Origin of the sequence: Pseudarthrobacter sp. LMD1-1-1.1 (assembly GCF_040676255.1) — a bacterium.
GTDB lineage: Bacteria > Actinomycetota > Actinomycetes > Actinomycetales > Micrococcaceae > Arthrobacter.
On sequence record NZ_JBEGHP010000022.1, the window covers coordinates 143,256 to 163,542 of the forward strand.

A 20,287-nucleotide genomic window follows, 5' to 3' on the forward strand; every position below is an offset into this window, starting at 1 on the left:
CACCCTACTGAACCGGCCTGGCCAGCTGAACCAGCCGGGCCACGCCCCCATGGCGGCACTAGACTGGGCCGGATGCAAGAGCATGAAAGCCGGGCCACCACCTACACCACGCTGGCAGCGGGCGGGGACTTCCGGCATGAACTTGAGGTCAAGCGCTCCAGGTTCATCACGGTTCTCCGGAGGGCGGGCACGGAAGACGCTGCCCGCGACCTGGTGGCCGGCCTCCGCCGCGAATTCCACGACGCCCGCCACCACTGCTCCGCGTTCGTCATCGGGCCGGACCGGACCGTCCAGCGCTCCAGCGACGACGGCGAACCCGCCGGGACCGCCGGCATCCCCATGCTCGAAGCCCTGCTGAAAAGGGAAACCGCGCCGGGGGTGACCGACCTCAGCGACGTCAGCGCCGTCGTCGTCCGCTATTTCGGCGGCGTCCTGCTCGGCGCGGGTGGCCTGGTCCGTGCCTATTCCGAATCAGTCTCGGCCGCCCTTGACCGGGCACCCCTTGCCCGGCGCAGCAGGCGGCGGATCTGTTCCACGGCGGTGCCGCACGCGGCAGCTGGACGGCTGGAGAACGATCTGCGCGCCGCAGGCATGGTCATGGCGGACACCAGCTACCAGGACCGGCACACGGTGCTCCGGATTGCGGTGGCTGACAACGCTGCCGCCATCGCCGCTGCGTCCGATCGCCTGCTGCAGCTGACGGCAGGGTCCGCCGAGCTCAATCCCGACGGAACGGAATGGATTGATGAGCGGCTCGACTGATGTGACCCTGGCGGACGTGGACGAGGCCGTGGCGGACCGGCTGCTCCAATTGGCCAAGCGCGACGCCTCCCCCGATGAAGTGGCGCCCCCGCTGGGTGGACCGGGCTGGAACCTCGAGCGCACCGCCTGGTTCTACGGCTACCACCGCGCTGCGGCCGCAGGGCTGGACGGCCCTGCGGCGGAAAAGTCCTGGGCTGTCTTCAAGGGCTCCCACATTGCCGGCTCCGTGCGGCTTAAGCGCGACCCCGCGGCTGGAGTCCCCTCTGCGGAAACCGGCATCTGGCTTGGCCGGAGCTTCCGATCCCGGGGAATCGGCGGTGCCGCCCTGGACCTCGTCCTGGCGGAGGCCCGCCGGGCGGGCCTGAAACGCGTCACCGCGCGGACCCTGTCCGGGAACCTCAGCGCCCAGCGGCTGCTCACGGCGGCAGGCGCGGCACTGACGCACGACGACGACGGGACGGTCCTCGCCGTCGTCGACCTTTAGTGCGGCGGCGGGACCCGTCCAGACGGGGGCCAGGGCGTTAGGCGCCTGTTGCTTCTAAAGTACAGCGGGCGCTTTAAAGCACAGTGGGCCCCCGCTTTCGCGGGGGCCCACTGTGTCAGCCCGGAAGTCCGGGCCGGCGGCAATTAGTTGCCGGTCAGCTTCTCGCGCAGGGCAGCAAGTGCCTCGTCCGAAGCCAGGGTGCCAGCACCGGAATCGGTGGCAGCAGGCTCGGAGGAGTAGCTGGTGGTGCCGGAGTCGCTGTCGCCGGACGTTGCAGCTGCAGCGTCGTCGGCAGCGTGCTGGGCAACCTGCTTCTTGTGGGCTTCCCAACGGGTCTGGGCGTCAGCGTACTGCTGCTCCCAGGCTGCGCGCTGGTTCTCGTAGCCCTCGAGCCATTCGTTGGACTCGGGGTCGAAGCCCTCGGGGTACTTGTAGTTGCCCTCTTCGTCGTACTCTGCGGCCATGCCGTACAGAGCGGGATCGAATTCGGTGCTGTCGGCGTCGACGCCCTCGTTGGCCTGCTTGAGGGACAGCGAGATGCGGCGGCGCTCGAGGTCGATGTCGATGACCTTGACGAACAGTTCGTCGCCAACGGAGACAACCTGCTCGGCCAGCTCCACGTGGCGGACAGCCAGCTCGGAGATGTGGACCAGGCCTTCGATGCCGTCTTCGACGCGGACGAACGCACCGAACGGAACCAGCTTGGTGACCTTACCCGGAACAACCTGGCCCAGGGCGTGGGTGCGGGCGAAGGTCTGCCACGGATCTTCCTGCGTAGCCTTGAGCGACAGGGAAACGCGCTCGCGGTCCAGGTCGACCTCGAGAACCTCGACGGTGACTTCCTGGCCAACTTCGACAACCTCGGACGGGTGGTCGATGTGCTTCCAGGAGAGCTCGGAAACGTGGACGAGGCCGTCTACGCCGCCCAGGTCCACGAATGCACCGAAGTTGACGATGGAGGAAACGACGCCGGGACGGACCTGGCCCTTTTCCAGCTTGTTGAGGAACGTGGAGCGGACCTCGGACTGGGTCTGCTCGAGCCATGCACGGCGGGACAGCACAACGTTGTTGCGGTTCTTGTCCAGCTCGATGATCTTGGCTTCGATCTGCTGGCCGATGTACGGAGCAAGGTCGCGCACACGGCGCATCTCGACGAGGGATGCGGGCAGGAAGCCGCGCAGGCCGATGTCGAGGATAAGACCACCCTTGACAACCTCGATGACGGTACCGGTGACGACACCGTCTTCTTCCTTGACCTTCTCGATGTCGCCCCAGGCACGCTCGTACTGAGCACGCTTCTTGGAGAGGATCAGACGGCCTTCTTTGTCTTCCTTGGTGAGCACCAGGGCTTCGACCTGATCGCCAACGGAGACAACGTCCCCGGGGTCAACGTCGTGCTTGATGGACAGCTCGCGGGAGGGGATGACACCTTCGGTCTTGTAACCGATGTCGAGCAGGACTTCATCGCGGTCGACCTTGACGACGGTACCTTCGACGAGATCTCCGTCGTTGAAGTACTTGATGGTGGCGTCGACAGCTGCGAGGAAGTCCTCAGCGGTACCGATGTCGTTAATCGCGACTACGGGGGTACCGGGCTTCTCGGTGGAGGTGATGGTCATGTAGTAGGGGCTCCGTTGTGGATAGTTAGTCGGTCAGGCAAACCGGCGCGCCCGCCTTATGGAACGCAGGCGCGATTCTCGGTGAATCCGTTGGATTCCCCGGGTCATCCTGATTTGTGGATTGCTTTTCAATGCAGTCCTCAGAGGACCGCAAGCGCGTGCACGTGGTACACGCCCGTTTATTCTAGTCGCTGCCGGCAATTGGGGTCAAAGCGGCAGCGGAGAGGGAACGTGCAGCCGGGACGCGGTATCAGAAGTGGGTCAGGCAGTGCGTGGCCCGTTCCACAGCGAACATCTGCCGTGCCCTGAAGGCGGCGCCTTTGGCGTGTTCGGAAATCTTCCCCGCAGCCGCCAGCGTCACCGGGCAGACGCCGCCGAGGTAGATCGAGGACAGCGCGGAGACATCCATGGCCAGGTCCGGCTGCTCCCCTGCATCGACACGTTCGACGGCGGCCTGGCCGCCGTCGACTTCGAGCGCGAACGTTCCTGCCGTGAAGCCCAACGGGTCCCCCACCTCCAGGACGAGCCTTCCATCCGAGGGGTAGTGCCGGGCCGCCAGGGCCCCGCGGACGTCCAGGATCCGGAGCCAGAGCATGTCCCGGGGCTCGGACGCTTCAACGCAGCGGGAGTCCTCGAGCGCCCATGGCAGCGGATCATCGACCATTGCTTCTTCCCACGTGACGTTCTCGACCAGGTCGATGGCGCCAAGGTACTGCCAGAGCTCCAGGTAGGCGTGGTCGGTTGCTGCCACCAGGTCCACCACTTCCATGGTGTACGGCCGGGCGTCCCACCCGGCGAACTTGTAGGAGACGTAGCCGTCGACCGCGCCGTCGGGTCCGTAGTGCAGCGCAACTTTGACCTTGGGGTCCTCGTCCTCGGCCCGGCTGATGGATCCGGACGCGAGCTGGCGGTAGAACTCGTGCCGCCCGATCGAACCGGGAGTGAGGTTGTGCAGCTGCTCGAAGACCTTCGGCGCCAGGTCGAGGAGGACCTTGGGATCGGCCACCTCCACCCGGCCCGTGGCATGGTGGTTGAGGACAAAGCGGCGGCTGGTGTCGACCTTGATGGACTGTTCCCGGGTGGCCACCCCGAACCCGAACCTGCTGTAAATCGAGGCCTCCGACGCGGTTAATGCCGCCATCGCCAGCCCCTCCCGGCGGGCCAGGTCCAGCTCCTCTGCCATCATCCGGCGCAGCAGTCCCCTCCGCCGGTGTGACGTCCGGACCGTCACGGCGGTGACCAGGCGGGTGTCGAGCATCCGGCCGAAGCCGATGTTCAGTGTCTTCGTGAAAGTACCGAAGGTTGCCACCGGGACGTTGGCTCCCAGGGCGTGGTCGGCCACCGGCCCTGCCTGGTAGGCGCCGGTCATCACCCGCCCGTCGGCGCGCTGCATCCCGATGCCCCGGTCCACCCGTTCGTCGCTGCGGCGTGCGTCATGGAACCCGAAGGCAACGGCCCGCATCCAGTCGACGGTCTGCGGGTAGGCAGGATCTTCCTTGGCAGCCGGCTTGAAGCGCCGGATTTCATAGTTTCCGCTCAGATCACCCATTTACCCGAGCCTAATTATGAATCCGGCGCCTGACCAGCACAAACATTACTGCTGGTGACGTGGCCCGGACGCCTAGTGTCCGGCGTCGTACCAGCTGGGCCCGACGCCGATCTGGACTTCCAGCGGCACGCTGAGGTCTGCGGCGGCACCCATCTGCTCGGTGACCAGCTTCTCAACGGCGGCGCGTTCGCCCGCGGCGACCTCGAGGACCAGTTCGTCATGGACCTGGAGCAGCATCCGGGATTTCAGGCCCTGGGCCTGGAGTTCAGCGTGGACACCCAGCATGGCGCGCTTGATGATGTCCGCTGCGGAGCCCTGGATGGGGCTGTTGAGCGCGATGCGCTCGGCATTCTCGCGCAACTGGCGGTCCGTGCTGGTGAGGTCCGGCAGGTAGCGGCGGCGGCCCTCGATGGTGGCCGTGTAGCCATCCACCCGGGCCTGGTCCACCACGCCCCGGAGGTAGTCGCGGACAGCGCCGAAGCGGTCGAAGTAGTCCTTCATGAGGGTGCGGGCTTCATCGACGGAAATCTCGAGCTGCTTGGACAGGCCGAAGGACGTCAGGCCGTAGGCAAGGCCGTAGGACATGGCCTTGACCTTGGAGCGCATGGCGCTGGTGACCTGGTCCGTGGGGACGTGGAAGATGTTGGAGCCGACGAACCGGTGCAGGTCCTCGCCGTCCCTGTACGCCTGGATCAGGCCTTCGTCGCCGGAGAGGTGCGCCATGATGCGCATCTCGATTTGCGAGTAGTCCGCGGAGAGCAAGCACTCGTAACCGTCGCTGACCACGAAGATGCCGCGCACGCGCCGGCCCTCCTCGCTGCGGATGGGGATGTTCTGCAGGTTGGGGTTGTTGGACGAGATCCGGCCGGTTGCCGCGACGTTCTGGGCGTAGGTGGTGTGGATCCGGCCGTCTTCCGCCACGGACTTCTTCAGCGACTCGATCATCTGCCGCAGCTTGGCGGCCTCCCGGTGCGCCATGAGCTGCACCAGGAACTCGTGCCCGGTCTTCTCCAGCAGGTTCTTCAGGGACGCGGCGTCGGTGGTGTAGCCGGACTTGATCTTCTTGGTTTTGGGGAGCTGCAGTTCCTCGAACAGGACAGTCTGCAGCTGCTTGGGCGAGCCCAGGTTGACCTCGTGGCCGATCGCGGCGAACGCCTGTTCCTGGGCCTGGTCGATGACCCGCGCAAGGTCGGCAAGCTGGTCGTCCATCTTGTCCATGTCAATCGCAATGCCGGCGAGTTCCATGTCCGCCAGCACGCGGCTGACAGGCAGCTCGAGGGTGGACAGCAGTTCCTCGGCCCGGCGGTCCCTGAGTTCGTCCTCGAAGTAGCGGCTCAGGGCCAGCACCACGGCGCCGGCCTGGACCAGGGCGTCGGCGGCGGCGGTGTCATCGCCGTCGAAGGACAGCTCCAGCTGCCCCGCCTTGGCCGTGGCTGCGGGGATGCCCACGTTGAGGTGGTGCTGGGCGAGTTCGGCGAGTTCGTAGGTGCGCCGGTCCGGCTGGATGAGGTAACCGGAGATGGAGGTGTCATCCACCACGCCCTCCAGTTCAAGGCCACGGGCCGTGAGCGCCTTGAGCGCGGCCTTGAAGCCGTGCATCACCTTGGGTGCTTCAGGATCGCGCAGCCACGCGGCCAGCACGTTCTCGGTCTCCGCGTCCTGGCCGGCGAGCTCCACATAGACTGCGGCGTCGCCGCGGACGATGGCCAGTGCGTCGGCGTCCTCACCGATCCGGCCGGGGACGAGGTCGACGGCGAGGGCGGACCGCTGCCCGGCGCCGGCAGCCAGGAAGGCGGCCAGCCCGGCGGCGTTGGCGGGGGTGCTGTACTCCGGGGTTTCGATGCTTTCCCGTTCAGCGGCCGGGGTGTCGGCGTCACCATACAGGGCGAACAGCCGGCCCCGGATGGCCTTGAACTCAAGCTCGTCGAAGAGGTCCTCGATGGCAGCCTGGTCCGGGCGCGGCTGGTAGAGGTCATCCAGCGTGACGGGGAGCTCGAGGTCGGTGTGGAGCTGGTTCAGCCGGCGGTTGCGCTTGACGGCGTCCACGTTCTCCCGCAGGGCGTCGCCCACCTTGCCGCCGATGGAATCCAGGTGATCCAGGACGCCCTCGAGGCCGCCGTAAAGGTTGATCCATTTGGCCGCCGTCTTGGGTCCGACGCCGGGTACGCCGGGAAGGTTGTCCGCCGTCTCCCCCACCAGTGCGGCGAGGTCGGAGTAGCGGGACGGGCTGACGAAGTACTTTGCCTCGATGGCGGCGGCATCCATCCGCGGGATGTCGCTGACACCCTTGCGCGGATACAGCACGAAGACGTTGTCCGTGATCAGCTGGAAGGCGTCCCGGTCTCCGGAGACAAGCAAAACCTCGAAGCCGGCCTTCTCGCCCATCGCGGCGAGGGTGGCAAGGATGTCATCGGCCTCGTAGCCGGGCATCTTGATGGTCTTGATGCCCCAGGCCTCCATAACCTTGCCGATAAGGTCGATCTGGCCGCTCATTTCGCGGGGGGTTTCGTTCCGGCCGCCCTTGTACTCGCTGTACTCGGTCTTGCGGTGGGTGGATTCGTCAGAGACGTCGAACGCCACAGCGATGTGGGTGGGCTGCTGTTCCTTGATGAGGTTGATCAGCATGGAGGTGAAGCCATGGATGGCGTTGGTGTGCTGGCCGTTGGAGGTGGAGAACTTGTCCGCCGGCAGGGCGAAGAACGCCCGGAAGGCCATCGAGTGGCCGTCCAGGACCAGCAGCCGGGGCTGGTCGGTGATGGGAATGACCGGTGCTTCAGTAGCTGAAACAGACCCACCGGCGGCGGGGGCGGCGGCCTTTGCGGCAGGCCTGCGGGCGGGGGACGAAGGCTGCGCGGCAGCACCCTCGTCGATGGCCTGGGACGGGAAAGGGGCCGGTTTGGTTGTTTCACTCACAGGTGCCAGCCTAGTTGCCATGACAGACAATTTCACGCCGGGCGCTTTCGCCGAAGAGCTGGCAGCCGCCGGGATTCCCGGCCATATGCATGACTGGCTGGGCGCGTTCGGTGTCGGCGCACTGGTGGTCAAGATGGGAATCCATTTCCTGGAAATGAGCCCGGAACGCACCGTCGCCACCATGCCGGTTGAGGGCAATACGCAGGTGGCGGGGATCCTCCATGGCGGCGCGCACGTGGTGCTGGCGGAAACCCTTGGCTCGTTCGCCGCAGGCATGCATGCAGGACCGGGACGCCACGCCGTCGGCATTGAGGTCAACGCCACACATCACCGGTCCATCGCCGAGGGCCTGGTGACGGGGACCTGCACGGCGATCCACCTGGGCAGGACCCTGGCCACCCACGAGATCGTCATGACGGATGCCCTGGGGCGGCGCCTTTCGACCGCCCGGATCACCAACATGCTCCGCGACAACGCCGGCTGAGGCGGGCGCGTCAGGACTGCGGATCCGCCCCGGGTCGCAGCAGGTAGCGCAGTTCGACGATGCCCCGGCCCAGCGTGCGGGAAGCAGCCAGCTCCAGTGGCGGGGTGGGGCCCTTCATCGGCAGCAGCCGTTTCCCCTCACCCAGCACCACGGGGATGACCGAGAGGATGATCTCGTCCAAAAGGCCTGCATCGGCGAACTGGGCCGCAAGGTTGCCGCCGCCCACCACCCAGATGTTCAGGTCTCCCGCGGCCTGGCGGAAGTCTGCGATGAACTCCCGCACGTCGCCGCGGACAAAAGTGATGTCAGCGCCGTCCGGCGCACGGTGCTCGTGGTGCGTGAAGACGTAACAGGCCGTGCCGGAATACGGCCACGCGCCGGTCTCGTGCTCCATCAGCCAGGCGTAGGTTTCCCCGCCCATGACGATGCAGCCCACCGCGGCCATGAAGTCGTTGTAGCTGTCAGCTCCGCCCTCGAAGCCGTCGAACTGCAGCAGCCAGCCGAGGTCGTCCGTGGGCGTGGCGATGAAGCCGTCAAGGGATGCGGCCACAAAGTACTGGATGCGCTGCATGGCCCCAGCCTAGCCGGTGGGCGCGGCTACTTGGAGAAGTACGGGATGATCAGGTACAGCCCGACGAGGACGGCCACGCCGCACAGCCCAAAGCATACGTACGCAACAGAGCGCTTTACTCCGGGGGACGCCTGCTGGGCGTCAGCGGCGATGGCGGTGAACCGGACCCCCAGCGAATAGAGCGTCACCACAATCGCCGCGGATACGAGGGTGGCGCCTGCAACGGTCAGGAGTTCCAACCACTTCATCGCTGATTCTCCTTGGGGTTGTTGGCCTTGGCGTCGGCCTGCGCTTTGGCTTTTGCTTCAGCCCGGGCGCGCGCCAAGGCCTTCTTCTTGGCGAACCGGACAGCCTGGCCGGCCTCCTCGACCTCCACGGCGTTCTGGTGGCTGACGGAGGACTTGCGTGAGTAGAAGAACATGAACAGCACCGCCCCGGTGCCGGCGATGGCGGCGATAAGGACACCCACGACGCCGGTCTGCACCACCAGGGCGGTCAGGGCGCCGACGATGCCGGCGGCCGGAAGGGTGAACAGCCATCCCAGCGCGATCTTCCCCACCATGTTCCAGCGGACGGTGGTGCCGCGGCGTCCCATGCCGGAGCCAATGACGGAGCCGGAAGCCACCTGCGTGGTGGAGAGCGCAAAGCCAAGGTGGGAGGAGGCGAGGATGGCGGACGCGGTGCTGGTCTCCGCGGCGAAGCCCTGGGCCGGCTTAACTTCGGTCAGGCCGGAACCCATGGTGCGGATGATGCGCCAGCCGCCGGCGTAGGTTCCGATGGCGATGGCCAGGGCGCAGGCGGTAATCACCCAAAGCTGGGGACCGGAGCCGGGCGCCTGGCTGCCGGCAGCGATCAGGACCAGGGTAATGATGCCCATGGTCTTTTGGGCGTCGTTGGTTCCGTGGGCCAGGGCCACCAGGCTGGAGGTGAAGATCTGGCCGGTGCGGAAGCCACCGCGCTTCTGCGTGAGCTTGGTACCCGTCTCGGGATCGTGGCGTGCCGTGAGGGCGTAGGCCAGGCGGGTGCAGACATAGGCGGCGAGGCCTGCAATCAGGGGGGCGAAGACCGCCGGAAGGATGACCTTCTGCAGCAGGCTCTCGAAATTGACCGAGCTGAATCCTGCCCCGACAACCGCCGCGCCGATCAAGCCGCCGAAGAGGGCGTGCGATGAACTGGACGGCAGGCCCTTCAACCAGGTGATCATGTTCCACAGAACAGCGCCCATCAAGCCGGCAAAGATGATCTGCGGCGTGATCTGCACTCCCCCGGAGCCCTCGCGGATGATGCCGCCGGACACTGTCTTGGCCACTTCGGTGGACAGGAAGGCACCCACCAGGTTCAGGACGGCGGCCAGGGCCACCGCTGTGCGGGGCTTGATGGCACCCGTTGCAATGGGCGTTGCCATGGCGTTCGCGGTGTCGTGGAAGCCGTTCGTGAAGTCGAAAAATAGTGCCAGTCCGATGACCAGCGCCACCATGAAGGTGATATCCACCTGTTGCCCAATCTGCAGAGTCGACGTTCAGCAGTTTCTCGTACCAGGCTGCCTTGGACAGCATAGTTCACCAGCTGTTTGCGTGGAATGACTTGCGGTGTTGGCACAACCGGCGGGAAACCTTATCGATCGTACGCGTCCCCGGCATGAGGTCAAAACACGGGCTGCGCCAGGAAAGAACGGATCCTCTCCAGTTCGGCGGGCGTGATTCCGCGCCGGGGATGGGGCGAGACGGTAAGGATCCGCCGGCCCAGGAACCGTGCCCAGCGCTGCGCTTCCGCCTCGAACGCCAACTGGTCATCCACCCAGGCGACGGCTTCGGGCCCGGTGCTTTCGACGTCGTCCTGGATGGCCCGGAGTTTCCACCAGCCGGTCCCTCCGGCTGCCCCGTCCGCGCTCAGGTACGGCCAGCGGCTGCCCTTCAGTCCGACGGCGGGACACAGATATTGGGGCGCCAGTTCCTCCCAGCTGGTCAGCCAGACACAACGCAGCCCGGGCGTCCGGGCCAAGGTGTTCAGCCCCGCCACGAGTTCGGCGGCGAACGTGACGGGCAACAGCCCGGCGTCGGCCTGCTGCCAGGGGGAACCCCAGTCGGTGGTTCCCTGGGGGCCGAAGGGGCAGACCACGCCGTCGACGTCCAGGTAAAGCGTGCAGCCCACGCCGCAACCCTGCGGCAGCTTCAGCCCTGGTGGAACTGTGCCGGGCGGGGGCCCGCATCCAGTTCCGGGGCGATCTTCCCCTCAAGGGCCGCCGGGGTGACGTCAGGGAGGACGATGAGGCCGTCCAGCTCACGCCGGGCCCGTTTGTAGGCTGTTCGTTCTCCCGCGCGCCGCCAGCCGCCTGCCCACTGGCCGGCGAACGCCATCAGCGGAAACATCCACCATTTGTCGGACAGGAACTCCATGAAGGACCTCACCCGTTAATCCTCGCAGTCGCGGGCCCCTCCCTCAAGGAGTGGGCCCGGCCTTGACGGACGGGGACCGGCGCGGGAAAGCAAGTGACGGCCCGGCGGGCGGTCAGGGTGCCGCCGTCGGCTGCGCTGCGTTGACGTTGACCAGCCAGGCGACGCCGAACCGGTCCGTGCACATGCCAAAAACGTCACCCCACGGCGCCTTCTCCATGGGGACGGTCACCGCTCCCCCGTCGCCGCTCAGCTTCTCGTAGTAGCCGCGGAGCTCCACCTCGTTATCGCCGCTGAGCGAGATGGAAATGGAGGACCCCGGGTGGTACTCCATGCTGTTCGGGGTGTCAGCGCCCATGAGCACCAGGCCCTGGGTGGTGGTCAGCATGCCGTGCATGATCTTTTGCGCTTCCGTGGGGTCCTCGCTGGCCTGGAAGTCGGCGAACGTGCTGAGCGTGAGTTCGCCGCCGAAGACGGACTGGTAGAAGTTCATGGCATCGCGGGCGTTGTCACGGAAGCTGATGTAGGGATTGAGGATTGTGGGCATGGCAGGATCTCCTTCACAGGGGCCGGGACTGCTTCGGCCGGGACTCGGCCACTCAACATCCTGCCCCATCCGGAGGCGGGCGGGTAGGGGAAGACTACCCTGTTCACTCCTCGTTTCAGGGTACGAAACGGTAGCCTGCCCCGGCTTCGGTCAGCAGGTGCCGCGGGTTGCCGGGGTCCTCTTCCAGCTTCCTTCTCAACTGGGCCATGTAGACGCGGAGGTAGTTGACCTCCTTCCGGTAGGACGGCCCCCAGACCTCGGACAGCAACTGCTGCTGCGAAATCAGACGCGACGGGTTCCGGACCAGGATTTCGAGGATGTTCCACTCCGTGGGGGTGAGCCTTACCGGCTGCCCGGCACGCAGGACCTGCCGGGCCACAAGGTCAACGGTGAAACCGGCAGAGCTGACCACGGGGCGGGATTCGGGCTCTGGCACCCTGCGCAGCAGGGCACGCAGCCGTGCCAGCAGTTCATCAAGCCCGAACGGTTTGGTGATGTAGTCGTCGGCGCCGGCGTCCAGCGCGCCCACCTTGTCCGGGGACCCGTGGCGGGCGGACAGGACCAGCACCGGCGCCGCGCTCCAGCGGCGGAGGTTCCGCAGGACTTCGGTCCCGTCCATGTCCGGCAACCCGAGGTCGAGGACCAGCAGATCCGGTGCCTGGCGCGAGGCCGCGGCGAGGGCGGAGGCGCCGTCCACGGCCGTGTCCACGGCGTAGCCGTGCGCTGCGAGCGTGATCCGAAGGGCCTTGAGGAGGTGCGGATCGTCGTCGATGACCAGTACCCGCGCTGCCGGGGGCAGGTTTCCGGTTTTGGTGCCGGCGTGGTTGGCGGTCATGGCTGGCCCGCCGCGGTGGTGGGCTCGCCGCCGCCGGGGTACCCGGCCGCCGGGATACCGGCCGGGATGCCGGTGGAGAGGGGCAGCCGGATCACCATGGTCAGGCCGCCACCTGGGGTTTCGGCAGCTGTAAGCGTGCCCCGCATGGACTGGATGAAGCCCTGTGCCACTGACAGGCCCAGCCCTATCCCGCTGGACTGCGACCGGTCGTCGAGCCGCTGGAAAGGCCGGAACATGTCCACCACCTTGCGGGCAGGGACCCCGGGGCCGTGGTCGATGATCTGCAGTTCGCCGCAGGGATGGCCGTCAAGGACGCTGCCGTCCGGCCCGCCCGCCACCACCACACGGCTTCCGGCCGCGTATTTCAGCGCATTCTCCAGGATGTTGGCGACCACCCGCTCCAGCAGGCCGGGATCGGCGTCCACGGGCGGCATGTTCGCAGGCAGCGCCACCGTCACCGCCCCTGCCGGCAGCCCGCGCAGGGCCGCATCCACCACCTCGGTCCAGCGGACCGGACCCAGCAATGGTTCCACCGACTGGGCGGTGATGCGTGACATGTCCAGGAGGTTGCCCACCAGCAGGTCCAGCCGGTCGGTGCAGGCGTCAATGGTTTCCAGCAGGTCCTGCTGCTCTGCGCGGGTGTAGGAGACGCCGTTCTGCAGCAGTCCCCCGGCGGCCAGCTTGATGCCGGCCAGGGGTGTCCGAAGGTCGTGGGAGACGGCCCGGAGAATCGCGGTCCGCATGATATTGCCCTCGGCGAGTCGGAGGATCTCATTCCTGGTTGCGGCCAGCTGCCGGCGTTCGAGCTGCGCTTTGACGTGCACGGCGAAGGCTGCCAGGAGCCGCCGCCCGGACGGCGGAACCGCACGGCCCGCCAGCACCAGGAACGTTTCCCCGTCCACCGGTTCAACCGTGGTTCCTGGCCCACCCGGCATCACCGGCCGGCCGGTCGCATCCCCCGCGGCGGCGATCACCTGCCATGCACCGCGCCCAGGGCCCGCCCCGCCACCGTCGCCCAACCCGCCATCAGCCAACCCGCCGTCGTCGACCATCACACCGTCCACCATCACGCCCTCCGCGTCTGCCCCGGACGGGGCCCGGGTGACGACGGCGGCACCGTCGGCACCGAAGACGCTGACTGCTTCCGCGAGCAGCCCTTTGAGGTTGTCCTCCTCGCGGGATGCGGCCAGGGCCAGGTCGGCCAGCGTGGCTGCCTCGGCCCGCGCCGTTGACGCCTCCTTGGACCGCCGGGCGGAGCGGTCCACCACCCCTGCCACCGCTACGGCCACGCCGGCGAATACAGCCAGGGACAGGACATCCTGCGGGTCACGGATGGCAAGGTCATACAGCGGCGGGGTGGAGAAATAGTTCACCAGCAGGCTGCTCCACAGCGCACCGGCAACCGCCGGCCACAAGCCGCCAACCAGGGCTACGGCCACCGCGCCGGCCAGTTGGAGCAGTGCCGCCGTGGCAACGCTGTGGTCAAAGACTGCGAGCAGCAACTGCAGGCCTGCGGGCAGGACGGCGGCGAGCGCGAAACCGGCAATGACCCTGCGCCGTCCCAGCCCGGTGCGGCGCTTGCGGCTCCTGGCCGCCACGGGCCGGGGCACCACCTGGACGTCGATGTCCCCTGCCCCGCGCACAACCTTGGCTTCCACGCTTCCACCGGACAGGACGGTGAACCTGCGACGGCTCTGCCCGACAAGGATGTGCGTGGCGCGCGAAGCCCGGGCGTAGTCCAGGAGGGCCGCGGACACGTCGCCGGCGGTCAGCGCGTGGTAGCTCCCGCCCAGCTCCGCCACCTGCCGCCGCTGGGACTCGAGTGCGTGGGGCGATTCGCTCCCGGCACCGGAGGGGGTCCGGACATGGATGGCCAGGATCTCGCCCCCGCCGGCCCGCTCAAGGAGCTTGGCGGCCCGGTGCACCAGGAGGTCTCCGTCGTCGCTGCCGTTGAGGCCGATGACGATGCGTTCCCTAGCCATGACGCATATTCTCCCACCAACGCCCATCCCCGCACGCCAGGGGGCGCCGGAACATGGTGCGGTGGGGCCCCCGGGAACGTAGGCTCGGGGGATGGCCAGATTCTTTGACGTTCATCCCCACGACCCCCAGCCCCGCGCCATCGCGCAGGCAGTGAAGATTATCCGCGACGGCGGCCTGATCGCGTACCCCACGGACTCCTGCTACGCGCTGGGGGCACAGATGGGAAACCGGGAGGCCCTGGACCGGATCAGGAGCATCCGGCACCTGGATGACAAGCACCACTTCACACTGGTGTGCCGGGATTTCGCGCAGCTGGGACAGTTCGTGAACATCGGCAACGACGTCTTCCGGAGCATCAAGGCCGTCACCCCCGGCAGCTACACGTTCATCCTGCCCGCCACCAAGGAGGTTCCCAAGCGGCTGCTCCACCCCAAGAAGAAGACGGTGGGGGTGCGCATCCCGGACAACCGTGTGGTCCAGGCGCTGCTCGCCGAACTGGGCGAGCCGCTGCTGTCCAGCACCCTGCTGCTGCCGGACGAGGAGGAACCGCTGACCGTGGGCTGGGAGATCAAGGAACGCCTGGACCACCAGGTGGATGCCGTGATTGACGCCGGCGACTGCGGCGCCGAGCCCACCACCGTTGTCGACTTCTCCAGCGGTGTGGCCGAGGTTGTGCGCCGAGGCATGGGCGATCCGTCCCGCTTCGAGTGACCACCGGCCGGCCGCGGCGGTGGGTCAGTCCTGCTTGCGCGCCCTGCTGGGCTGCACCCGCGGCGGTTCGCCCGGCATCTTGGGGTAATCGGGCGGGAAGGGCAGTTCTCCCAGGCCGGCCTTGCAGTCACGGTCCCACCACTGCAGCAGGGTGTCGATGGTGCCGGGAGCGGCACTGAAGTCCGCCCACGGGTCACCCACCGTCTTCAGCCGCTCCGGCACGGTAAGGATGGTGAAGTTCTTCGGATCCGCCTGCTCCAGTTCGTCCCAGGTAATGGGGCAGGACACCGGGGCGTGCGGGAGGGCACGCGGGCTGTAGGCGCCGGCGATGGTGCGGTCCCGGTTGGCCTGGTTGAAGTCCAGGAAGACGCGCCGGCCCCGTTCTTCCTTCCACCAGGCGGTGGTCACTTTGTCCGGGATGCGCCGCTCCACTTCCCGGGCAGCGGCGATGACCGCGTGCCGGACGTCCAGGAACTCGCGGGTGGGTTCGATGGGCGCGTAGACATGGAGTCCGCGGTTCCCGGAGGTCTTGATGAAGCAGGTAAGCCCCGCCTCGGCAAGGACTTCCTTCAGCACCAGGGCCGCGGGGACTGCGTCATCGAAGTCGGTGCCGGGCTGCGGGTCGAGGTCGATGCGCAGCTGGTCGGGGTTGTCAGTGTTTTCGGCGCGCGAAGGCCAGGGGTGGAACACCACCGTGTTCATCTGGACGGCCCAGACGGCGGCCGCAGGCTCGTCGAACACCAGCTGAGGGTGGGACCGGGCACTGGGGTAGACCACTTTGACGGAGCGGATGAAGTCCGGCGTGCCCTTGGGCGGGTTCTTGGAGAAGAACATCTCGCCGTCGATGTTGCCCGAATACCGCTGAAGTGAGACGGGCCGGTCCCCGTTGGCGGCGATGAACGCCTCCCCCACATCGCAGATGTAGTTCACCAGATCCAGTTTGGTGAGGCCCAGGTCCGGCCAGAGAACGCGGCTGGGACTGGAAATGCGCATGTCGCGCGGTCCGTTGGGGCCTTGCACGGTGATGGTGGTCTGTTCACTCGCCATGGGGACAACGTACACCCCGCCACCGGCAGGGATGGGTACATCCGCCACCCTCCGGCATGATGGACCCATGCCAGCATCCGATGAGCAGCTCACCGTCGCCGTGGGGGACGCCTCGTTTTCCGCCGTTTACGCCCGCCCTGAAGAGCCCACTGCCACCGTGGTGGTGGCACACGGCGCCGGCGCCGGCATGGAGCACCCTTTCCTTCACGGCTTCACCGATGCCCTGAACAGCCTGGGCCTGGCCACCCTGCGCTTCAATTTCCCCTACCGCGAGGCGGGGCGGAAGTTCCCTGACCGTCCTCCCATGGCCATCGCCGCCTGGCGGGCCGCCATGGCCGCCGCGCGGGCGCAGGCAGACGCCCACGGTGACCGCGGCCCCGTGTGGGCGGCGGGCAAGTCGTTCGGGGGGAGGATGGCGTCCATGGCTGCAGCCGAAGGCATGGACGTGGCGGGGCTGGTCTACTTGGGCTATCCCCTGCACGCTCCCGGGAAGCCGGAGAAGCTCCGGGATGAACACCTGTACGGGCTGGGCGTCCCGATGCTGTTCCTGCAGGGAACCCGGGACACGTTTGCCACCCCGGGGATCCTCGAGGATGTAGTCTCCCGGATCGGGCCCAACGCCGTGCTCCAGTGGGCGGAGGGCGGTGACCACTCCTTCGCGGTGGCGGGAAAGAAGCGGCCGGCCGGGGAAGTGGGCGCATCCCTGGCAGCCCCTGTGGCCGCATTCATCGCAGCGCACAGCTGAAGAGCCGGCCCTCCCTGCCCATGCCTGTAGGCCTCATGACAGGGGCGCCGGGGCGCGGCTACCGGCGTTGCTTGGTGCGTGCGGTGGCGGGGGCCGTCCAGGGGTCCTCGGGCCAGGGGTGTTTGGGGTAGCGGCCGCGCATTTCGCCCCGGACTTGGGTGTACGGGCCGGACCAGAAAGAGGTCAGGTCATCCGTCACGGCGAGGGGCCGCCGGGCCGGGGAGAGCAGGTGGAACAGGACCGGTACGCGCCCGTCCACAAGCCGCGGGGACTCGGCGAGTCCGAAACACTCCTGCAGTTTCACAGCGACGACAGGCGCCGCACCATCATCGCCCGGTTCCGGATAATCGATCCGGATGCGGGAGCCGCTGGGGACCTCAAGGCTTTCGGGGGCCAGCTCACTTAGCCGGGCCGCTTCCGGCCAGGGCAGGAGGCGGCGCAGGGGGTCCGCCAGGTCCAGGGAGGCCAACGGTTTCCCGGCCGCAAGGTCCTCCAGTTCGGGCCCCAGCCACTCTTCCAGCCGCTCCAGCAGCGCGGTGTCCGACATATCCGGCCAGGGCCCTCCCAGCTGGCGGTGCAGGAACGCGAGCCTGCGCCGGAAGGAAGCCGCCGCCGTCGACCAGGGCAGGGCCGCCAGCCCCTGGGACTGCAATGCGACCGCCACGGCCCTCCGTCCCTGTTCGGCGCTGGGGCGTACCGGCGTGGCCGAGAGCATGATGGCACCCAGCCGCCGTGTCCTGCGCGCGCTCAGCCGGCCTCCGCTGAAGTCCGCTTCCACCGTGTCTGCCAGCAGGTGCGACGCCGCCGTTTCGGCCATGGTGGCGGCCAGGGGTGCGGCGGCCCGGATTACGGCGCCGGTGCCCCCCGCGTCCCGGCCCGAGGCCCGGGACACTTCGGCCACGGCCAGCCACTCGTGGCCTGACAACGTGCTGCCCGCGGGCAGGCCTGCCCGGGTGCCGGATGTCAGCAGGTACTGTCCTGCCCCCTCGCTGCCCGGCACGCGGCGGCCTATGCGGTCGGGAAACGCGAGGGCGACGACGGCGCCCACCGCGTCGGAGCCTCCCGCGGCGCCGGGGGAATCCGGCAGGGCGACCTCGCCTTTCCGCTGCGCCACGGCAGCCAGCCGCCTGGACTCCTCCGCCCAGCGCTTCCCCGCCGGGCCTTTGTCCGCGCGGAGCTGCGCCAGCAGCCTGGGCAGGTCGCCGCCAGGTGCGCGGTGGTCTCCGGAGACCGCGGCCACCACTTCGGCGGCGAGCCGGCGGCCGGTGGAGGCGCCGCCGTCGAGCAGTGCCCGGGCCAGCCGGGGATCGGCGGGGATGGCAGCGAGGGCCCTGCCCGCGGCCGTCACCTGCCCGTCGTCCGATACCGCGCCCAGTTCGCGGAGTACCTCGACGGCGTCGTCCATGGCCAGGCGGGGCGGCGCGTCCGGGAGCGCGAGGCCCTTCCCGCCGGGCGCTCCCCAGCATGCCAGGGTGAGGGCGGCGCCGGTCAGGTCTGCCACGTTGATTTCCGGGGTGACGTGGGCCGGAGCCGCACCGTAGGCCTGCTGGGTGTAGCAGCGGACCACCTGCCCCGGACCCTGCCGTGCGGCGCGGCCGGCGCGCTGGTCTGCCGACGCCCGGGAGCAGGAGACCGTGACCAGCCCGCTCATGCCGCGGCCTGAGTCGCGCCGCGGTTCCCGGGTCAGGCCGGAGTCGACCACCAGCCGGACGCCGGGCACCGTCAGGGAGGACTCGGCAAGATCGGTGGAGGCTATGATCCTCGGGGGATCTCCGGGGTTCCGCCCGGACACGGCCCGGTCCTGCTCCGATGCCCCCACCTGGCCGTGAAGTTCCAGCACTTCTACGCTGCGGCCCAGCCGGCCGCGGAGCGCCGCGGCCACGTGCGAGACTTCCCTGGCGCCCGGAAGGAACACGAGGGCATCCACGGCGTTGTCCGCGGTGAGTGCACGGGCATGGGCGTCCGCCGCTGCCGCTGCAACGTGGTCCAGGAAGGCAGGCGCCACTCCCCTGGCGTCCAGCCGCGGCGCCGGTGCCGGGAGCCACTGCACTTCCAGCGGATAATTCTCTGAAGCGCAGCCGACCACGGGTGCCGGGCCGCCGCCGTCGGAATCGGCCAGCAGCGCCGCGAAGCGGGTTGCGTCCAGCGTTGCGGACATGGCGACGACGGCGAGGTCACCGCGCAGCGCCCGGACCTCCGCGACCATGCCGACAAGGAGGTCCGTTTCCAGGCCGCGCTCGTGCACTTCGTCCAGGACGACGGCGGCCGTCCCCTCGAGCGCGGGATCTGCCAGCAGCCGGCGCAACAGGATGCCCGGGGTGACAAACTCAACCCGGGTGGCCGGGCCCGCCTGGCGTTCCCCGCGCACCGTGTAGCCCACGCGGCCGCCAAGGCCACTGCCGTCCAGGGCGGAGAGGCGGCGGGCGGCGGCCCGGGCGGCAACCCTTCGGGGCTGGGTGACGATGACGCGGCCGGACCGGCCATACAGATTGGCGAGCAGCGGCGGAACGAGCGTGGTTTTGCCGGTGCCCGGCGGAGCCTGGACAACGGCGGCGCCGCTTGTCATTGCCTGCTGCAGTGCGGGCAGGGAGCCTTGGAAGGCCAGACCGGCACCGATGGCAGCAAGGTCGAAGGCACCGGCAGCGGGGTTGCCGTCAGGAGGGATCACCCGTCCATTCTGCCTTGACGGGCAAGCGCTCCTCCGCCCGGGTCAGGGTTTGCCTTGGCTCCGGCCCTTGCCTTTGGCTTCCTTTGCGGTGTCCGACCGTCGTGAACCGTGCGCGTCCGGGGCGGGGGCAGGGGCCGGGGCGACGGCCTCAACAACCGGGGCCACCGGGCTGGGCCCGGTCCCGGTGGTGTCTGCCAGGGCAGGTGCCGGGGCGCCGGCGGCCGGCTCCGCGGCCGGCGATGCCGTGGGAGCCGCAGCTGCCACCTGCGTGGCGATATCCGCCCGGACGGCCGACAGCGCGTCCTCGATGCCGCGGTAGCGGGCAGCCGAAACACGGCCTGCTGCCGCTGCTTCGCCAAGGTCCTTTTCGAGCGCCTGCAGGGCGGCCAGCGCCCCGTCCATCCTGTTCTCGGAGGCAGCTTGGCTGATGCTCAGCACGCGGATCTGAAAACCTCGCAGTACGTCGTCGTCCGTGCCGCCCGGGCGGACGGCTGCCGCGCCAGCGACGAGGCATGCAACCACGGCGCAGCACAGGATGATCAGGGCGCGGACCCGGCGGCGGGGTGCGGGAGTGGACGCCCCCGCCGGAGCGGGTCCCGCCGGTTTCTCCGGCTCAGGCCGCATGCCTGCCCCGCATCGGAAGGGTGGACGCGGAACGCACGGGCAGGACCGTCACAGTGGCGGTATCAACTGTGGGCGCCGGCACCGCAGCCACGCGCACCGGAGAGGCCGGCCGCGCCATGAGGACGCGGGCTGCGGTTCGGAGGGCAGTGGCGATCAACAGGCCAATGCCAAGTCCGAGGAGGACGTGGCCGGCCAGGTAGTGCTGGGCCGCTCCGGGGCCACCTGCCGCCGCCACCGCAGCACCGCCCAAGGTCAGCGCCAGTGACAGGGCCGTACCGAATATTGCGCCCATGGCTCCTGCTCCCATCCCATTTAATCAGCAAGCTTACTAGTAATGCTCAGTAAGCTTACT

The 20,287-nt window shown here is 68.3% G+C and carries 20 protein-coding genes; 5 read left to right on the forward strand and 15 right to left on the reverse strand.

The window, feature by feature from the left end:
* The first annotated feature begins 72 nt into the window (after nucleotides 1–72).
* Nucleotides 73–762, forward strand: a complete 690-nt coding sequence (locus MRBLMD1_RS11250; protein ID WP_364399509.1) for an IMPACT family protein — start codon at nucleotides 73–75, stop codon at nucleotides 760–762.
* On the forward strand, nucleotides 746–1,246 hold the full coding sequence (locus tag MRBLMD1_RS11255) for a GNAT family N-acetyltransferase (protein ID WP_364399511.1): 501 nt from the start codon (nucleotides 746–748) through the stop codon (nucleotides 1,244–1,246). The genes MRBLMD1_RS11250 and MRBLMD1_RS11255 overlap by 17 nt, the downstream gene beginning before the upstream one ends.
* Before the next feature lie 143 nt (nucleotides 1,247–1,389).
* Here MRBLMD1_RS11255 and rpsA read toward each other — a convergent pair whose 3' ends face one another.
* The 3 genes from rpsA to polA all read right to left on the reverse strand — a co-directional run bounded on the left by rpsA (nucleotide 1,390) and on the right by polA (nucleotide 7,129).
* On the reverse strand, nucleotides 1,390–2,865 hold the full coding sequence (rpsA, locus tag MRBLMD1_RS11260) for a 30S ribosomal protein S1 (protein ID WP_159632080.1): 1,476 nt from the start codon (nucleotides 2,863–2,865) through the stop codon (nucleotides 1,390–1,392).
* A 250-nt stretch (nucleotides 2,866–3,115) separates the two neighbouring features.
* Entirely contained in the window at nucleotides 3,116–4,414 is a 1,299-nt protein-coding gene (locus MRBLMD1_RS11265; RefSeq protein WP_364399514.1) for a GNAT family N-acetyltransferase, read from the reverse strand.
* 72 nt (nucleotides 4,415–4,486) lie between these two features.
* The gene (polA, locus tag MRBLMD1_RS11270) at nucleotides 4,487–7,129 is read right to left on the reverse strand and encodes a DNA polymerase I (RefSeq protein ID WP_414703691.1); all 2,643 of its coding nucleotides are present in this window, start codon (nucleotides 7,127–7,129) and stop codon (nucleotides 4,487–4,489) included.
* Between the two features lie 217 nt (nucleotides 7,130–7,346).
* Between polA and MRBLMD1_RS11275 the strand changes: the two genes are divergently transcribed.
* Entirely contained in the window at nucleotides 7,347–7,811 is a 465-nt protein-coding gene (locus MRBLMD1_RS11275; protein ID WP_159632082.1) for a hotdog fold thioesterase, read from the forward strand.
* A 10-nt stretch (nucleotides 7,812–7,821) separates the two neighbouring features.
* Here MRBLMD1_RS11275 and MRBLMD1_RS11280 read toward each other — a convergent pair whose 3' ends face one another.
* From MRBLMD1_RS11280 to MRBLMD1_RS11315, 8 genes are all read right to left on the reverse strand, one after another.
* A complete protein-coding gene (locus MRBLMD1_RS11280; RefSeq protein ID WP_159632083.1) occupies nucleotides 7,822–8,382 on the reverse strand; it encodes a dihydrofolate reductase family protein in 561 nt (186 codons plus the stop codon).
* Between the two features lie 26 nt (nucleotides 8,383–8,408).
* Nucleotides 8,409–8,630 (reverse strand): hypothetical protein, encoded by a 222-nt coding sequence (locus MRBLMD1_RS11285; RefSeq protein ID WP_159632084.1) that lies wholly within the window; start codon nucleotides 8,628–8,630, stop codon nucleotides 8,409–8,411.
* On the reverse strand, nucleotides 8,627–9,874 hold the full coding sequence (locus MRBLMD1_RS11290; RefSeq protein WP_159632085.1) for an inorganic phosphate transporter: 1,248 nt from the start codon (nucleotides 9,872–9,874) through the stop codon (nucleotides 8,627–8,629). Before MRBLMD1_RS11290 ends, MRBLMD1_RS11285 begins: the two co-directional genes overlap by 4 nt.
* Before the next feature lie 152 nt (nucleotides 9,875–10,026).
* Nucleotides 10,027–10,533 carry an HAD domain-containing protein gene (locus MRBLMD1_RS11295; RefSeq protein WP_159632086.1) on the reverse strand — a complete coding sequence of 169 codons (507 nt, stop codon included), beginning with the start codon at nucleotides 10,531–10,533 and terminating at the stop codon, nucleotides 10,027–10,029.
* A gap of 20 nt (nucleotides 10,534–10,553) precedes the next feature.
* On the reverse strand, nucleotides 10,554–10,790 hold the full coding sequence (locus MRBLMD1_RS11300) for a hypothetical protein (RefSeq protein ID WP_224026020.1): 237 nt from the start codon (nucleotides 10,788–10,790) through the stop codon (nucleotides 10,554–10,556).
* Between the two features lie 100 nt (nucleotides 10,791–10,890).
* Nucleotides 10,891–11,322 carry a VOC family protein gene (locus tag MRBLMD1_RS11305; protein ID WP_159632087.1) on the reverse strand — a complete coding sequence of 144 codons (432 nt, stop codon included), beginning with the start codon at nucleotides 11,320–11,322 and terminating at the stop codon, nucleotides 10,891–10,893.
* Nucleotides 11,323–11,437: 115 nt separating this feature from the next.
* Nucleotides 11,438–12,157: a response regulator gene (locus tag MRBLMD1_RS11310; RefSeq protein WP_159632088.1), complete on the reverse strand. Its 720-nt coding sequence runs from the start codon at nucleotides 12,155–12,157 to the stop codon at nucleotides 11,438–11,440.
* Nucleotides 12,154–14,139 carry a DUF4118 domain-containing protein gene (locus MRBLMD1_RS11315; RefSeq protein WP_236560793.1) on the reverse strand — a complete coding sequence of 662 codons (1,986 nt, stop codon included), beginning with the start codon at nucleotides 14,137–14,139 and terminating at the stop codon, nucleotides 12,154–12,156. Before MRBLMD1_RS11315 ends, MRBLMD1_RS11310 begins: the two co-directional genes overlap by 4 nt.
* Before the next feature lie 91 nt (nucleotides 14,140–14,230).
* On the opposite strand from MRBLMD1_RS11315, the gene MRBLMD1_RS11320 reads away from it, so the two are divergent.
* On the forward strand, nucleotides 14,231–14,851 hold the full coding sequence (locus tag MRBLMD1_RS11320) for an L-threonylcarbamoyladenylate synthase (RefSeq protein ID WP_141160539.1): 621 nt from the start codon (nucleotides 14,231–14,233) through the stop codon (nucleotides 14,849–14,851).
* A gap of 24 nt (nucleotides 14,852–14,875) precedes the next feature.
* On the opposite strand, the gene ligD is transcribed toward MRBLMD1_RS11320, so the two are convergent.
* Nucleotides 14,876–15,898, reverse strand: a complete 1,023-nt coding sequence (ligD, locus tag MRBLMD1_RS11325) for a non-homologous end-joining DNA ligase (RefSeq protein WP_364399521.1) — start codon at nucleotides 15,896–15,898, stop codon at nucleotides 14,876–14,878.
* A 67-nt stretch (nucleotides 15,899–15,965) separates the two neighbouring features.
* On the opposite strand from ligD, the gene MRBLMD1_RS11330 reads away from it, so the two are divergent.
* On the forward strand, nucleotides 15,966–16,643 hold the full coding sequence (locus MRBLMD1_RS11330; protein ID WP_159632090.1) for an alpha/beta family hydrolase: 678 nt from the start codon (nucleotides 15,966–15,968) through the stop codon (nucleotides 16,641–16,643).
* A 58-nt stretch (nucleotides 16,644–16,701) separates the two neighbouring features.
* On the opposite strand, the gene hrpB is transcribed toward MRBLMD1_RS11330, so the two are convergent.
* From hrpB to MRBLMD1_RS11345, 3 genes are read right to left on the reverse strand one after another with little or no spacing between them, the layout of a single operon-like run.
* The gene (gene hrpB, locus MRBLMD1_RS11335; RefSeq protein WP_364399523.1) at nucleotides 16,702–19,311 is read right to left on the reverse strand and encodes an ATP-dependent helicase HrpB; all 2,610 of its coding nucleotides are present in this window, start codon (nucleotides 19,309–19,311) and stop codon (nucleotides 16,702–16,704) included.
* A gap of 42 nt (nucleotides 19,312–19,353) precedes the next feature.
* Nucleotides 19,354–19,935 carry a hypothetical protein gene (locus MRBLMD1_RS11340; RefSeq protein ID WP_364399525.1) on the reverse strand — a complete coding sequence of 194 codons (582 nt, stop codon included), beginning with the start codon at nucleotides 19,933–19,935 and terminating at the stop codon, nucleotides 19,354–19,356.
* On the reverse strand, nucleotides 19,925–20,227 hold the full coding sequence (locus MRBLMD1_RS11345; protein ID WP_364399527.1) for a hypothetical protein: 303 nt from the start codon (nucleotides 20,225–20,227) through the stop codon (nucleotides 19,925–19,927). Before MRBLMD1_RS11345 ends, MRBLMD1_RS11340 begins: the two co-directional genes overlap by 11 nt.
* Nucleotides 20,228–20,287 lie beyond the last annotated feature (60 nt).